At 69.7% G+C, this 13,502-nt stretch carries 10 protein-coding genes and 2 pseudogenes; 8 read left to right on the top strand and 4 right to left on the bottom strand.

What is annotated here, in order from left to right; genetic code table 11:
- Window position 1: 1 nt before the first annotated feature.
- Window positions 2-1,507, top strand: coding sequence for an SDR family NAD(P)-dependent oxidoreductase (locus AB0G47_RS22690; protein ID WP_360772757.1), 1,506 nt, complete (start codon window positions 2-4; stop codon window positions 1,505-1,507).
- A gap of 83 nt (window positions 1,508-1,590) precedes the next feature.
- Here AB0G47_RS22690 and AB0G47_RS22695 read toward each other — a convergent pair whose 3' ends face one another.
- Together AB0G47_RS22695 and AB0G47_RS22700 are read right to left on the bottom strand one after the other, a co-directional pair.
- Complete coding sequence (locus AB0G47_RS22695; protein WP_360772760.1) at window positions 1,591-1,923, bottom strand: hypothetical protein; 333 nt, start codon at window positions 1,921-1,923, stop codon at window positions 1,591-1,593.
- A 132-nt stretch (window positions 1,924-2,055) separates the two neighbouring features.
- Window positions 2,056-2,889 (bottom strand): annotated as a pseudogene (locus AB0G47_RS22700) (SDR family oxidoreductase).
- Window positions 2,890-3,274: 385 nt separating this feature from the next.
- On the opposite strand from AB0G47_RS22700, the gene AB0G47_RS22705 reads away from it, so the two are divergent.
- Together AB0G47_RS22705 and AB0G47_RS22710 are read left to right on the top strand one after the other, a co-directional pair.
- Window positions 3,275-3,451: a hypothetical protein gene (locus tag AB0G47_RS22705; protein WP_360772763.1), complete on the top strand. Its 177-nt coding sequence runs from the start codon at window positions 3,275-3,277 to the stop codon at window positions 3,449-3,451.
- 176 nt (window positions 3,452-3,627) lie between these two features.
- Window positions 3,628-3,872, top strand: a pseudogene (locus AB0G47_RS22710) (Rrf2 family transcriptional regulator); the annotation flags it as partial.
- Between the two features lie 66 nt (window positions 3,873-3,938).
- Here the strand turns inward: AB0G47_RS22710 and AB0G47_RS22715 are convergent.
- Window positions 3,939-4,985 carry a matrixin family metalloprotease gene (locus AB0G47_RS22715; RefSeq protein ID WP_360772766.1) on the bottom strand — a complete coding sequence of 349 codons (1,047 nt, stop codon included), beginning with the start codon at window positions 4,983-4,985 and terminating at the stop codon, window positions 3,939-3,941.
- Window positions 4,986-5,221: 236 nt separating this feature from the next.
- Between AB0G47_RS22715 and AB0G47_RS22720 the strand changes: the two genes are divergently transcribed.
- Together AB0G47_RS22720 and AB0G47_RS22725 are read left to right on the top strand one after the other, a co-directional pair.
- Window positions 5,222-7,132, top strand: coding sequence for a family 20 glycosylhydrolase (locus AB0G47_RS22720; RefSeq protein ID WP_360772769.1), 1,911 nt, complete (start codon window positions 5,222-5,224; stop codon window positions 7,130-7,132).
- Between the two features lie 52 nt (window positions 7,133-7,184).
- Window positions 7,185-8,813 carry an alpha-L-fucosidase gene (locus AB0G47_RS22725; RefSeq protein ID WP_360772772.1) on the top strand — a complete coding sequence of 543 codons (1,629 nt, stop codon included), beginning with the start codon at window positions 7,185-7,187 and terminating at the stop codon, window positions 8,811-8,813.
- A 216-nt stretch (window positions 8,814-9,029) separates the two neighbouring features.
- On the opposite strand, the gene AB0G47_RS22730 is transcribed toward AB0G47_RS22725, so the two are convergent.
- Window positions 9,030-10,046 (bottom strand): LacI family DNA-binding transcriptional regulator, encoded by a 1,017-nt coding sequence (locus AB0G47_RS22730; RefSeq protein WP_360772775.1) that lies wholly within the window; start codon window positions 10,044-10,046, stop codon window positions 9,030-9,032.
- A gap of 251 nt (window positions 10,047-10,297) precedes the next feature.
- Between AB0G47_RS22730 and AB0G47_RS22735 the strand changes: the two genes are divergently transcribed.
- The 3 genes from AB0G47_RS22735 to AB0G47_RS22745 all read left to right on the top strand — a co-directional run bounded on the left by AB0G47_RS22735 (window position 10,298) and on the right by AB0G47_RS22745 (window position 13,478).
- A complete protein-coding gene (locus AB0G47_RS22735; RefSeq protein WP_360772778.1) occupies window positions 10,298-11,605 on the top strand; it encodes an extracellular solute-binding protein in 1,308 nt (435 codons plus the stop codon).
- Window positions 11,606-11,625: 20 nt separating this feature from the next.
- Entirely contained in the window at window positions 11,626-12,549 is a 924-nt protein-coding gene (locus AB0G47_RS22740; RefSeq protein WP_360772781.1) for a sugar ABC transporter permease, read from the top strand.
- A gap of 83 nt (window positions 12,550-12,632) precedes the next feature.
- Window positions 12,633-13,478 carry a carbohydrate ABC transporter permease gene (locus AB0G47_RS22745; RefSeq protein WP_360773202.1) on the top strand — a complete coding sequence of 282 codons (846 nt, stop codon included), beginning with the start codon at window positions 12,633-12,635 and terminating at the stop codon, window positions 13,476-13,478.
- The last annotated feature ends 24 nt before the right edge of the window (window positions 13,479-13,502 follow it).

The following is a 13,502-nucleotide window of genomic DNA, read 5'->3' on the forward strand; positions in this document are numbered from 1 at the left end:
GATGACGGTGACAGAAGACAGCCTGGAGGCTGCCGGTTCGGCCGATGAGGCCGTCACATACGGCCCCGGTATCGACCCCGACCGTCTCGCCGTCTGCCTCAGTGTGCTCGACGAGCTGGACAAGCTGGACGTCGACCACCCCGACGCCATCGCGGTGCGCCGCGCCACGGCCGGCATCTACCGGACCGTGAAGCAGCGCCGCCGCCAGGAGCGGAGGGCCGCCAAGACCGCGCACGACAAGGCGGTCACCGAGGCCACCGCGACCGGCTCCGCCGAGCGGATCGACGACGAGACCGAGGGCCTGCTGCCCTCGTCGCAGACCGAGGAAGGCCGGCTCGCGGGGATACTCCAGCGCCCGCGCTCCTGCTACACCTGCAAGATCCGGTACGTGGAAGTCGACTACTTCTACCACCAGCTCTGTCCGGACTGCGCCCGCCTTAACCGGAACAAGCGCGACGCCCGCGCCGACCTCACCGGCAAGCGCGCGCTGCTCACCGGCGGCCGCGCCAAGATCGGCATGTACATCGCGCTGCGCCTCCTGCGCGACGGCGCCCACACGACCATCACGACGCGGTTCCCCAAGGACGCCATCCGCCGCTTCAAGGCGATGGACGACTCGGCGGACTGGCTGCACCGCCTGGAGGTCGTCGGCATCGACCTGCGCGACCCGGCCCAGTCCGTGGCCCTCGCCGAGCAGCTCGCCGCGGCGGGACCGCTCGACATCCTGATCAACAACGCGACGCAGACCGTGCGCCGGCTGCCCTCCGCGTACGCCGCCCTGGTCGACGGCGAGAGCGCGCCGCTGCCCGCAGGGGAGCTGCCCGCCCACTCCGTCATCGGCGCCTTCAACTCCGGCGCGGTGGACGGCCTGGCCGCGCTGCCCGTCGGCACCAGCGGCATCGACGCGCAGAAGGTCGCCGACCTCGCCCTCGTCGCGGGCAACGCCAGCGTCGCCCGGCACCTCGACGGCACCGCCATCGACGCGGGCGGCCTGGTCCCGGACGTCGTCGACAGCAACACCTGGGTGCAGACCATCGAGCAGATCTCCCCGGTGGAGCTCCTCGAGACCCAGCTGTGCAACTACACCTCGCCGTTCATCCTGATCAGCGCGCTGCGCTCGGCGATGGCCGACGCCGCGAAGAAGGCGTCGAGCGGCCGCGCCTACGTCGTGAACGTCTCGGCGATGGAGGGCGTCTTCGGCCGTGGCTACAAGGGCGCGGGCCACCCGAACACCAACGCCGCGAAGGCCGCGATGAACATGGTGACGCGGACCAGCGCCCAGGAGATGTTCCAGACCGACGGCATCCTCATGACCTCGATCGACACCGGCTGGATCACCGACGAGCGCCCGCACTACGACAAGCTGCGCCTCGCCGAGGAGGGCTTCCACGCCCCGCTCGACCTGATCGACGGCGCGGCCCGGGTCTATGACCCGATCGTGCGCGGCGAGGCGGGCGAGGACCTGTACGGCGTCTTCCTGAAGGACTACGCACCGGGCAAGTGGTAGGGCGGGCCGGCTGACCGGCAAGGGCCTCGCGGCCCGCCGGACGGCCGCACCCACCACATAAACGGCCGTCTTATACGAGCGACCTATACAAGCGTCATAGACGGCCGTATGGTTTCCGTCATGACGCAGACAGCGGCACGCCATCTCCCCGCACGGCCCGGATCCTTGGCCGCCTTCGCGCGCTTCGTGCTCTGCGGCGGCGGGGTGGGCGTCGTCTCCAGTGGCGCGGTGGTCGCAGTGGCGTCCTGGCTGCCGTGGGCCGTGGCCAACGCCCTGGTCACCGTCGCGTCGACCCTGCTCGCCACCGAACTGCACAGTCGCTTCACCTTCGGGGTGCGGGCCGGCAGCCGACTGCGCACCCATCTGCAGAGCGCCGCCACCGCGGCGGCCGCGTACGCCGTGACCACGCTCGCCATGGGGGTGCTGCACTGCCTGCGCCCCGAGCCGGGCGCCCTGTGTGAGCAGGCCGTCTATCTAGGGGCCTCCGGTATCGCGGGCATCGGCAGGTTCCTGGTGCTGAGGCTGGTCGTCTTCGTCCGGCCGACGCCTCAGATCTGGCCCTCGCTCTCGCCCGACGCCGCACGCAGCCGCTCGTGCACGGCGTACGAGGCGGCCGCGCCGGAGGCGGCGCGCACCCTCGTCCCGCCGTCGACCAGGAGGTCCGCCCCCGTCACCCATTCGGCCGCGTCGGACACGAGCCATGCGACGGCCCGCGCCACGTCCTGCGGCTCCCCGATGCGGCCGAGCGGCAGGCCCGCGGCGAGCCGCTCCTCGGCGCCCTCCCAGACGAAGCGCGCGAGTTCGGTGCGGACCAGGCCGGGGGAGACGGAGTTGACCCGCACCAAGGGGGCCAGTTCGCCCGCGAGTTGGGCGGTCAGGTGCAGGAGCGCGGCCTTGCTCGTGCCGTACGCGCCCACGTTGGGTCCCACATGGGTGGCGCCCTCCGAGCAGACGTTCACCACCCGGCCGCCGTGCTCGCCCATCCAGGCCCGCCAGGCCAGTTGGGTCAGGCGCAGCGCGGCCTCGACGTTCAGGGCGAAGGCGTCGCGTCACCGGGCGAGGTCGACGTCCATCAGCGCGCCGTAGGGGGCGTTCGTCGCGGCGTTGTTCACCAGTACGTCGAGCCGCCCGAACTCCCTTGCCGCCAGGGCCACGCAGGCCTCCGCATGGCCGGGGTCGGCCACGTCACCCGCGAGGCCGACCGCATCGGCGCCCCGGGCCCGGAGTCCGCCGACCGCGGTCCGCAGCGCGTCCGCGTCACGGGCGGTGACCACCAGGCGGTGCCCGGACTCCGCGAGGGCGTGCGCGACCGCGAGCCCGATTCCCCGCGAGGCTCCGGTCGTCAGAGCCACCGGGGTCTCCTGTGCCGGCCGAGAAGTCATCCGCGTACGGTCCCACGAAGTCCCCGAAAGGCCCATGGGCGCGGTCCGGGTGGGGAGTTGGCGCTCTCCCGATGTCGACTTCGTGCCGCCCTCGTGCGGCCCTCGTCCTGTCCCGCCCTGACCGCGATCTGACCTCGCTCTGACCTTGTGGTGACCCCACACCGTCACCAAGTGTCCGAAATCCACTCCTTCGCCTGCCCCCATCGAGCGCGGGCGCGCTCATTTGGTTAACCTGGGGCGAACGGACGGCCGCAAGGGATCTACAAGCTCCCCCAAGCCGCCCCGGGACAGGCTCGCAACCAGGGCCGCGGTCCCGCCCGACAACCGGCGCCACCGCGACCGAACTGCCCTTGTCCTTCCGTTACGCGACACAAAGGAGTGCGCGGTGACACCAGATCTGACGAAGCAGGAAAAGCGACCGGCGGAGCGCGGCGGCGGCGAGCGGGCCGGACGGCCTCGCAAGCTGAGCAATCTCGACTCGTGGGCCAAGGCGGCCCCGATCCGGCTTGCCGGATACGAGGACGACCTCGCGGAGCCGCACATCCTCCCCGGTATCGACTGATCCGACCGCTTCGCCGTGTGCCCCCGCCGAGATCGGCGGGGGCACACGGCGTTCTGATCGGAGGCGGCCGGGATGGCCTGGTGGCGCCCGTCCGCCGCCAGAAGGTTCCCCGTGGTGGTCCCGAAGAAGTCCCGGGACGCCGCGTCGAACGTGGGCGAGTTCGACACGCAGCTGCACACGACGTCTCGCCCAGCTATCCGGCCAAGCAGATGCAGCGCTGTCCCGGGCGGGTCTCGTGAAGTCCCTCCAGGGCAAGGCGGGCGGATACGTGCTGACGCGGGCTGCCGCCGAGATCCGTCAGCGGGGCCCGCTCCGGACGCCGGCCGAACAGTGCACGGAGCCGTGCCCCATCGCCCGCGGACCGGAAGCTCTGCCGGGCATCGGCGTGTGGCTCACCTCGGTGAGCGGCTCCGACGGCTGAGCGGGCAGAAGTCAGTGCCCCCGCCACGGACGCGGCGGGGGCACGGTGGTGACCGGTGACCGGACCTCAGTCCGTCACCTCGAGCTCGTGCAGGCCGTTGTAGTCGCCCTTGCCCAGGTAGCTCTTGTCGTTGCTGCAGACGTCCGCGGTCGGTGCCATCGTCAGGTTCTCGTGGCCGCTCGGCACGTGGCCGAGGCCGAAGGCGTGGCCGAACTCGTGGGTCATCGTGGACTCGAGGTAGAACTCGCTGAGGCAGGCGTTCCCGGCGCGCAGGAACGGTGCCTCGCTCTGGTTGTCGTTGATCTCGATGTCGGCCTCGTCGATGTACCAGCCGAACCACCAGGACTCGTACGCGCAGGTGGTCGCCAGGACTCCCGCGCGCCGGTCCCCGAAGGCGACGACGCTGTCGCCGTCGTCGTCATCGCAGGATTCGAGGCCGATGTTGGTCCCGCTGTCCGTGGTGCCTTCGTACGTCGCGTCGTCGGAGTCGAGGTCCTCGGCGAGACCGCAGTTGTTGCGGCCGAAGTCGACGTTGTCGGCCGACTCCGTGACCTCGTTCCTGATGGTCTCGGCGTCGAGATAGCCGGGCACGGAGCCCTGGTTGAAGCGCCACTCCATCGGGTCGTCGTCCCAGCTGTCGCCGTCCTTGCTGAAGGCATACTCGCCGTCGTCGCACTTGGCGGGTGCCGACTTGGCGCCCGCTGCCGGGTCGTCGGCGCGCCGCACGGTGGTGGTCACCTTGCCGTCGTGGCGCCGTACGTTGATGCTCAACGGCTGGTCCGGCGCGGCGTCATCGGCCAGCTGCACCGAGTAGGTGACGCCCTTGTTCTCCTGCGTCGGGACGCGGACGCCGAGGTCCCCCACCTTGATGAGCCGGCCGCGCAGATCGCAGTCCGCGAGCGAGACCGTTCTGCCGATGACGTCTGCCGGGACGGCGCGGTCGCTCTCGCTGTCGCAGTACGCGGCGAGAGGCGAGGCCTCCGTATCGGACGGGTTCTGTGCGGCCTGTGACGATCCGGTGGACAGGCCACCGAACAGCCCGGCGAGCGCGACCGTGGTAACGGCCAGATGCCTGGCTCTGCTGCGCATGTATCCCCCTGGTGTGGTGTTCACGTCACGCACCTGATGCGACGCGATGTGGCGTGCGATGTGACGTGGTCATGTCAGGAAAGCATTCCCCGTGATCAGTCGTCGAGCCATAAAGCGGGTCATGGCGCGGAATGTCTGGATCCGGGTGCATGCAGGCGCAGGGCTCACGCGATTCATCCGATGGGTCCGTGCAAATGTCCAAGTCCCCGCCGTGCGCTATGCATTGACACCCCCATGGGGCGCTTGAATCATCGGACGTCATGACCGTCCTGCGCTCGATCTTCGCGCCCCGCCCCCGTACTCGCCCCCGCCCGCACAGGAGACGGCTGCGGGGCACCGTGGTCGCCCTGCTGCTGCTCGCCGCATCGGTCCCGGCCACCGCCCAGGCCGCCCCGTCGGCAGCCGCGGACCCGCCCCGCACCGTCCCCGCGCTCACCGACTGGACGCCGGGGGAGGGAAGTTACTCCTACGGCCCGGACACCCGCCTCATCGCCCGCGGGAAGGCGGCGCGCGAGGTCGCCCGTACCCTCGCCGACGATCTGCGCGCGGCGGGCGAGGGCCGGGTTCCGGTCGCCGACGGCGCCCCGCGCGACGGCGACATCGTGATCGACGTCGACCCGGCACGGAAGCCGCTCGGCACCGAAGGGTACGAACTCCGGGCGGGTGAACGCCTGGAGATCACCGGAGCCACCGGGGCCGGCGCCTTCTACGGCACCCGCACGCTCCTCCAGCTCCTCGCCCAGGGCGACCGCGTCCCGGCGGGCCGCACCGTCGACGTGCCCCGGTACAAGGAGCGCGGCGTCGGCGTCTGCGCCTGCTACATCCACATCTCGACGCCCTGGCTGGAGAACCTCGTACGCGACATGGCGTACAACAAACAGAACCAACTGCTGCTCGAACTGAAGGTGAAGAGCGACAAGCACCCCGCGGCCAACAGCTGGGGCTACTACACCAAGCGCGAGATCCGCCGCCTCGTCGCGCTCGGCGAGAAGTACCACGTCACGATCATTCCCGAGATCAACTCGCCGGGCCACATGGACCCTTGGCTGGAGAACCGCACCGACCTGCAGCTCACCGACTCCGACGGAAAGCCGCAGCCGTCCCGCCTCGACATCACCAAGGACGAGGCCTTCGCCTACTACACGAGCCTCATCGACGAGTACGCCGAGGTGTTCCCCGCCAAGTCCTGGCACATGGGCGCCGACGAGTACATGCTCGGCTCCGACTTCGCCAAGTACCCGCACATCCTGGAGTACGCGCGCAAGAAGTACGGCGCGAACGCGACCCCGCAGGACGCCTTCGTCGACTTCATCAACCGCGTGCACGCCTACGCGACGCAGCAGGGCAAGCAACTGCGCATCTGGAACGACGGCCTGACCGGTGCGAACACCGTGCCCGTCGCCGCCGGGACGAGCGTCGAGCACTGGCTGGACGTGAAGACCAAACCGAGCCAACTCATCGCGCAGGGTCACCCGTTGCAGAACGCCGCGTACGCCCTCTATCTCGTACGCGGTGGCTTCCACACGAACACCAAGGCGCTCTACGACCAGGCCTGGGACCCGCGCAGCTTCGAGGGCGAGAAGCTGGCGTCGCGGGACGGCATCACCGGGGCGAAGATCAGCCTGTGGCCCGACAACGGCCGCGGCGAGACCGAGAACGAGGTCGCGGCCGCCATGGCGATGCCGCTCAGCCACATCGCCCAGGTGACGTGGGGCGCGGCGCACCCCGATCCGACGTACACGGACTTCACCGCCCGCGCCGGCACAGTCGGCCACGCGCCCGGCTGGCGGGACCTGACCCGGACCCCGGTCGCCGACGGGACGTACACCCTCCGGGACGCCAAGGGCCATGCGAAGCCCGCCCGTTACGAGATCAGGCGCACCGCCGACGGATACATCACCCTCAAGTCCGCGGCGGGCGGCAAGTGCCTGGAGACCCGCAGCGGCAAGCTCACGCTCAACGTGCCGCTGCAGCCCGGCACGGCCGTCACCGAGGAGACCTGCGACCCGGCGAACACCCTCCAGCGCTGGCAGCTCACCGAGAGCGCCGGCGGCTACCGGCTCACCAACGCCATCACCCGCATGAGCGCGCACGTCACCGACGACGGACGGATCCTCCAGTACCCGGACGACCAACAGCCGCCCGCCGTATGGACATTGACCACCCACTGACCGACCCGGCCCGCGTGATCTCAATCCGACCCCCGAGGGAGACCGCACCCCCATGACCGTCAGCAGACGCATCTTCATGGCCGCCGCCGTCACCACGGCCGTCGCCGCGTCGAGCACCTCGCTCGCGTCGGCCGCCGCGACCCGCCCCGGTGGCGCCGAACCGCCGTACCGCATCCCGATCAGCCCCGACGACACCCCGGACGAAGTCGTCGCCAAGGCCGCCCAAGTGCGGCCCACGGAACGGCAGATCGCCTGGCAGCGCCTGGAGCAGACCGCGTTTCTGCACTTCGGCGTCAACACGTTCACCGGCCTCGAATGGGGCACGGGCGACGAGGACCCCGACGTCTTCCAGCCGTCCGGGCTCGACACCGACCAGTGGGCCAGGGCCCTGCGCGACGGCGGGTTCAAGCTCGCCATCCTCACCGTCAAGCACCACGACGGCTTCGTTCTCTACCCCTCGCGCTACACCAAGCACAGTGTGGTGAGCAGCAGTTGGCAGGGCGGCAAGGGCGACGTCCTGCGCTCCTTCGCCGACTCGCTGCGGCGCCACGGCATCAAGGTGGGCGTCTACATCTCGCCCGCCGACGAGAACCAGTACCTCTACGGCGTCTACGCCAACGGCAGCAAGCGCTCGCCCCGCATCATCCCCACGCTCACGGCCGACGACGACCGCGCGGGCGACGACCTGCGCTCCTTCACGCTCGACGCCACCGACTACGGCGCCCACATGCTCAACCAGCTCTACGAAGTGCTCACCGAGTACGGCCCGGTCGACGAGGTGTGGTTCGACGGGGCGCAGGGCCGCATCCCGCCGGAGAAGGTGGAGACGTACGACTGGGACAGCTGGTACGCGGTCATCCGCGCCCTGGCCCCGAACGCGACGGTCGCCGTGCGCGGGCCGGACGTCCGGTGGGTCGGCAACGAGGGCGGGCTCGCGCGGGAGAACGAGTGGAGTGTCGTCCCGGTCAAGGACTCCGGCAACGGCAGCATCGATTACGCGCTCAAGTACGACGCGCCCGACCAGGGCAGCAGGGAGGCGCTGGCCGAGGCGCGGGCGGTCGCCCAGTACGTGCAGTGGTGGCCGGCGGAATGCGATGTCTCGATCCGGCCGGGGTGGTTCTATCACGAGGACCAACAGCCCAAGTCGGTAGAGCAGTTGACGGACATCTGGTTCCGCTCGGTGGGCCGCAACTCGGTGCTGCTCCTGAACATCCCGCCGGACAAGCGGGGACTGCTGCCGGATGCCGATGTGGCGCGGCTGCGGGAGTTCCGCGAGCGGCTCGGGCGCGAGCTGCCGGAGGACTTCGCGCGGGGCGCGCGGGTTCGGGGGGACGGGGCGTATGCGGGGCACGCGGTGGACGGTGACCCGGACTCGGCGTGGAAGTGCCCGGCCCCTTCGCGGGGGACGTTGACGGTCGACCTCGGGCAGGCCCGGTCGGTCGACCGGATCCGGCTCGGTGAGGAGATCCGGCAGGGGCAGCGGCTGGAGCACGCGGTGATCGAGGCACGGGCTTCGTCCGGCGCGGCGTGGTCCCTCGTGACGGAGGTCGCCACGGTGGGCGCGAGCCGGGTGTTGACCCTGCCTGCGCCGGTGACTGCCCGGGAGTGGCGGCTTCGGGTGAAGGGGTCGCGCGGGGCGGTGCGGTTGGCGGAGTTCGGGTTGTATCGGGCGCGGGTGTAGAGCGGTTTTTCTTTCCCCAACCCCGCCCCTTCCCGAACCTTTCCGGCTTCGCCGGCCGCGAGGTGGCCGTAGATCACCGGCTCCGCCGAGTTCGTCCTCAAACGCCGGACGGGCTAGAGGGTGGGCGGGCGGCTGCGGGGCAATCGGGTGGGTGGGCGGGAAAAAATCCGCCGCGAAGCGGCGGCCTCGAGCGGGGTCTGAGGCGCCCCGCCAGGCTCAGCGCCCGCCCACACCCCCCGTACTCTCCCGCTCGATCAGCCGAGGCAACGGCACCTGCACAGTCGCCGCAGCCTCACCGTCGATCAGCGCGAGCAACTCCCGCGCCGCCGTCCGCCCGAAGGACACCGTGTCGCGCGACAGCGCCGTCAGCCACGGGTGCACCATCCGGCACAGCGCCGAGTCCTCCCATGCCACCACCGACACATCCCCGGGCACACTGAAGCCGAGGGACGAAGCCGCGGCGACCCCCGCCACCGCCATCACGTCGTTGTCGTACACGAGCGCCGTCGGCGGCGACGCGGCGCCCAGCACCCGTCGCGTCACGGCCGCGCCCTCCGCGTCGGAGTAGTCGGTGGTCACCGAGCGGACCTCGGACAGGCCCCGGCGCCGCGCCTCCGCCCGCAGCGTACGGATCCGGCGCTCCGTGTGCGCGAGGCCGGGCAGCCCCGCGATGTGCACGATCCGCCGATGCCCGAGGCCGTAGAGGTGGTCCACGACCGCGGCCATCGCTCCCGCGTCGTCCGCCCAGACCGTGGAGAGCCCCGGATGCGCCGCGTCCGGATCCGGCGCGCCTCCCGTCACCACGGCCGGAAGACCCAGCTCGTCGAGGAGCGCCGGGCGCGGATCGTCCGTGCGCGGGTCCACGACCAGGACGCCGTCAACGCGGTGCTCGGCCCACCACCGCCGATAGACCGCGCACTCGGCGGCCACGTCCTCCACCACCTGGAAGAGCAAGCCCAGGTGACGCTCCGCCAGGACTTCCTGGATGCCCGAGATCAGCTGCAGGAAGAACGAGTCGACGCCGAGCGTCCCGGCGGGGCGTGCCACCACGAGCCCCACTGTCGCCGAGCCCTCACCCGACAGTGCGCGCGCCGCCGTGCTCGGCCGCCAGCCCAGCTGCTCGGCGACCCTGCGGACACGGTCGCGGGTGACGTCGGAGACCCCGGGCCGGTCGTTGAGCGCGAAGGAGACGGCGCTCTCGGAGACTCCGGCGCGGCGTGCGATGTCCTTCATGGTCGGCCGGCGTGCCGGTGACCGCTTGCCTTGCACCCGTGTTGCCCCTTTCCCGTTGCCCGCATACTAATGCGCTTGAGCCCGCCCACTCTAAAGCGCATTAGTCGATCCCCGCAAGAACTTCAACACACCTCTCTGACCTGCGGAGTTGGCGCCCTCGCCAAGGATTCTTCAGCGAATCCATTGACTTTTTACCCGCGTTCCATGCAGGGTCTGCCTCACGCTGGGCCGAGCAAAGGAGCCGTTTCACCGTGCGCATCTCCCGTCATCCCCGCATCCACCGAAGGGCAGTTGCCGCTGCCGCCGCCATCGCCGTGCTCCTGCCGCTGAGCGCCTGCGGGGACGGGGGCGAAGGGGGCGGATCGAATGACGCCTCCGGCAAGATCGAGGGCGAGATCACCTTCCAGACCTGGAATCTGAAGGCCAACTTCAAGTCGTACTTCGAGGGCGTCGTCGACGGCTTCGAGGAGAAGTACCCGGGTACGAAGGTGAATTGGGTCGACCAGCCCGGCGAGGGCTACGCCGACAAGATCAGTGCCGACGCCGCCGCGGGCACCCTCCCCGACGTCGTGAACGTCTCGCCCGACCTGGTGGCCCCGCTCGCCAAGGCGGGCCTCGCGCTCGACCTCGACAAGGCCGCGGGCAAGTACGAGAAGGAGTACCTGCCGGGCGCGTGGCAGAGCCACCAGATACCGGGCACGGAGGGGACGTACGCCTTCCCCTGGTATCTGAACACCGGGCCGCTCTTCTACAACAAGCGGCTCTTCAAGGATGCCGGACTCGACGCCGAGAAGCCGCCGAAGACGTTCGACGAACTCTTCGAAGCCTCCCTGCAGATGTCAAAGAAGAGCAAGGGCAAGACCGCCACGCTCGCCAACATCCCCGCCATCGAGGACTTCGGGCGCTACGGCGTACCGCTGATGGACAAGGAAGGGACCAAGTTCACCTTCAACGGCCCCAAGGGGGTCGAACTCCTCAAGAAGTACAAGGAGTTGTACGACGCGAAGGCCCTCGACGGGCAGGCGCTGAACGCGACGCCCGAGTCCACGGGCAAGAAGTTCCTCACCGAGGCCGTCGCCATGAACCCCGGAAGCGCCCTGGACCTCGGCAAGTTCAAGAAGGAAGCGCCCGGTCTCTACAAGAACATCGGGATCACCCCGCAGATCACCAACACCGGCAAGGACAACATGTACGTGATGGGGGTGATGGTGAACACCCGCACCAAGCACACGCCCGCCGCCGTCGCCTTCGCGCACTACGTCACGGACGCGCAGCACCAGATGTCCTTCGCCAAGAAGGTCGCGATCTTCCCCAGCACGAAGGGCTCGCTCGACGACCAGTACTTCACCAAGCAGGACGGTACGGACGACACGCGCGTGCGGATCGCCGCCGCCAAGTCCATCAAGACCGCGGTGAATTACACGCCGGTGCAGTTCAGCGAGCAGATGAAGATCGAGCTGCGCAACAGCGTCGGCAAGGCCCTGCAGGGCAAGGAGAGCCCCCAAGAAGCGCTTGACAACGCTGTCAAGAACTGTGACCGGCTGCTGAAGCAGAGCTGAGACGATCCGGGACCGCCACCATGAAAAGCTCAAGCGCCGCCACCGCGCCACGCCCGGGACCGTCCCGCGGCCGCATCCGGCGTCAACTGCCGTCCAGCCCCTGGCTGTTCGCCGCGCCCGGACTCGCGATCGTGGGGATCTTCATCCTCTATCCGTTCGTCAGCACGGTCATCAACTCCTTCACCGACAAGCGGACCCTGATCCCGGGGGAGTACGTCGGCCTGGACAACTTCCGTGAACTGCTGCACGACGAGATGTTCTGGATCGGCCTGCGCAACAGCACGCTGTACGTCGTCGGGGTCGTCCCCGCGCTCGTCCTGCTGCCCCTGCTGCTCGCGATGCTCGTCCAGAAGCACATCCCCGGCATCACCTTCTTCCGGTCCGCCTTCTACACGCCGGTGGTCGCGTCCGTCGTCGTGGTGGGCCTGATCTGGGTGTGGATGCTGGATGAACGGGGCCTGGTCAACGCGGTGTTGGAGGCCGTGGGCGTCGGCAAGCTCGGCTTCCTCAGCGACCAGTGGCTGCTGCTGCTCAGCGCCATGGCGGTCACGGTCTGGAAGGGCCTCGGCTACTACATGATCATTTATCTGGCGGCGCTCGCCAACGTCCCCCGCGAGCTCCACGAGGCCGCGGCGGTGGACGGCGCCGGAGCGGTCCGCCGCTTCTTCACCGTCACCGTCCCCGCCGTGCGCTCCACGATGGTCCTGGTCGCCGCGCTGTCCTCGGTCGCCGCCTTCAAGGTGTTCTCCGAGGTCTATCTGATGGCAGGGCCCAACGGCGGTCCCGCGGGCGAGGACACGACGCTCGTGATGCTGGTGCAGCGCGTCGGCACCGGCCTCACCGGTCGCGTCGGCTACGCCTCTGCCATCTCCGTCGTCGTCTTCGTCGTCACCGTCGCGCTGATGCTGCTCGTGCTGCGGGCGGACCGGAAGGAGGACGCGTGAGCATCGCGACCGACGCACGCAAGACCGAGCAGCCGGCACGGACCGACGAGAAGCCCCGCAAGAAGGGCACCCGGCGGGGGCGGATCACCGACGAGAACGGCCGCCGGATGCCGGTGTGGGAGATCGTCCTGCGCTACGCACTCCTGCTCGGCGTACTCGCGCTGATGATCGGCCCCTTCCTGTGGCAGCTGTCCACGTCCCTGAAGGGACCGCACGAGAACATCTTCAGCTCACCCCCGAAATTCCTGCCGTCCGAGCCGACCCTGCACAACTACGAGCGCGTCGCCGACACCATCCCCGTATGGGACTACGCCCTCAACTCCCTGAAGGTGGCCACCGCCAACGTGGTGACCAACTGCGTGGGCGCCACCCTCGCCGGCTACGCCCTCGCCCGCCTGCGCTACCGGGGCCGCAAGGTCGCCACGCTCGTCTTCATCCTCGCCATGCTGGTGCCGGTGGAGGGCATCATCATCGCCCAGTTCACGACCATGCGGGAGCTGGGCCTGAACAACACCCTCATCGGCGTGCTCCTGCCCGGCTGCATATCGGCGCTCAATGTGCTGCTCATGCGCAACGCGTTCCTCAATCTGCCGTACGAGGTCGAGGAGGCGGCCTACGTCGACGGCGCGAACGTATGGCAGCGGTTCTCCAGGATCGCCCTGCCCGCGGTCAAGGGAACCCTCGCCGTGGTCGCGATCTTCGCCTTCATGGGCGCCTGGGACGACTTCCTCTGGCCGCTGATCGTGCTGAGCGACCCGGACCGGTTCACCCTGACCATCGGCCTGAACTATCTGCACGGCACCTTCGCCAACGACGAACGGCTCGTCGCGGCGGGCACGGTCATCGCCGTCCTGCCGCTGATCGCTCTCTTCGCCTGTCTGCAGCGGTACTTCTTCCGCGGGGTTGGCGAAGGGGCGGTCAAGGGCTGAGGCCGTTCCCTCAGTTCGCCGCCG

Source organism: Streptomyces sp. NPDC021622 (assembly GCF_040640795.1).
Classification (GTDB): Bacteria; Actinomycetota; Actinomycetes; order Streptomycetales; family Streptomycetaceae; genus Streptomyces.

Excerpts from the sequence above, each read along its gene's own strand:
- AB0G47_RS22690 (WP_360772757.1), top strand. The coding sequence starts at position 2 with ATGACGGTGACAGAAGACAGCCTGGAGGCTGCCGGTTCGGCCGATGAG.
- AB0G47_RS22695 (WP_360772760.1), bottom strand. The coding sequence starts at position 1,923 with ATGGCGAGCGTGGTCACGGCGTACGCGGCCGCCGCGGTGGCGGCGCTC.
- AB0G47_RS22720 (WP_360772769.1), top strand. The coding sequence starts at position 5,222 with ATGACCGTCCTGCGCTCGATCTTCGCGCCCCGCCCCCGTACTCGCCCC.
- AB0G47_RS22725 (WP_360772772.1), top strand. The coding sequence starts at position 7,185 with ATGACCGTCAGCAGACGCATCTTCATGGCCGCCGCCGTCACCACGGCC.
- AB0G47_RS22730 (WP_360772775.1), bottom strand. The coding sequence starts at position 10,046 with ATGAAGGACATCGCACGCCGCGCCGGAGTCTCCGAGAGCGCCGTCTCC.
- AB0G47_RS22740 (WP_360772781.1), top strand. The coding sequence starts at position 11,626 with ATGAAAAGCTCAAGCGCCGCCACCGCGCCACGCCCGGGACCGTCCCGC.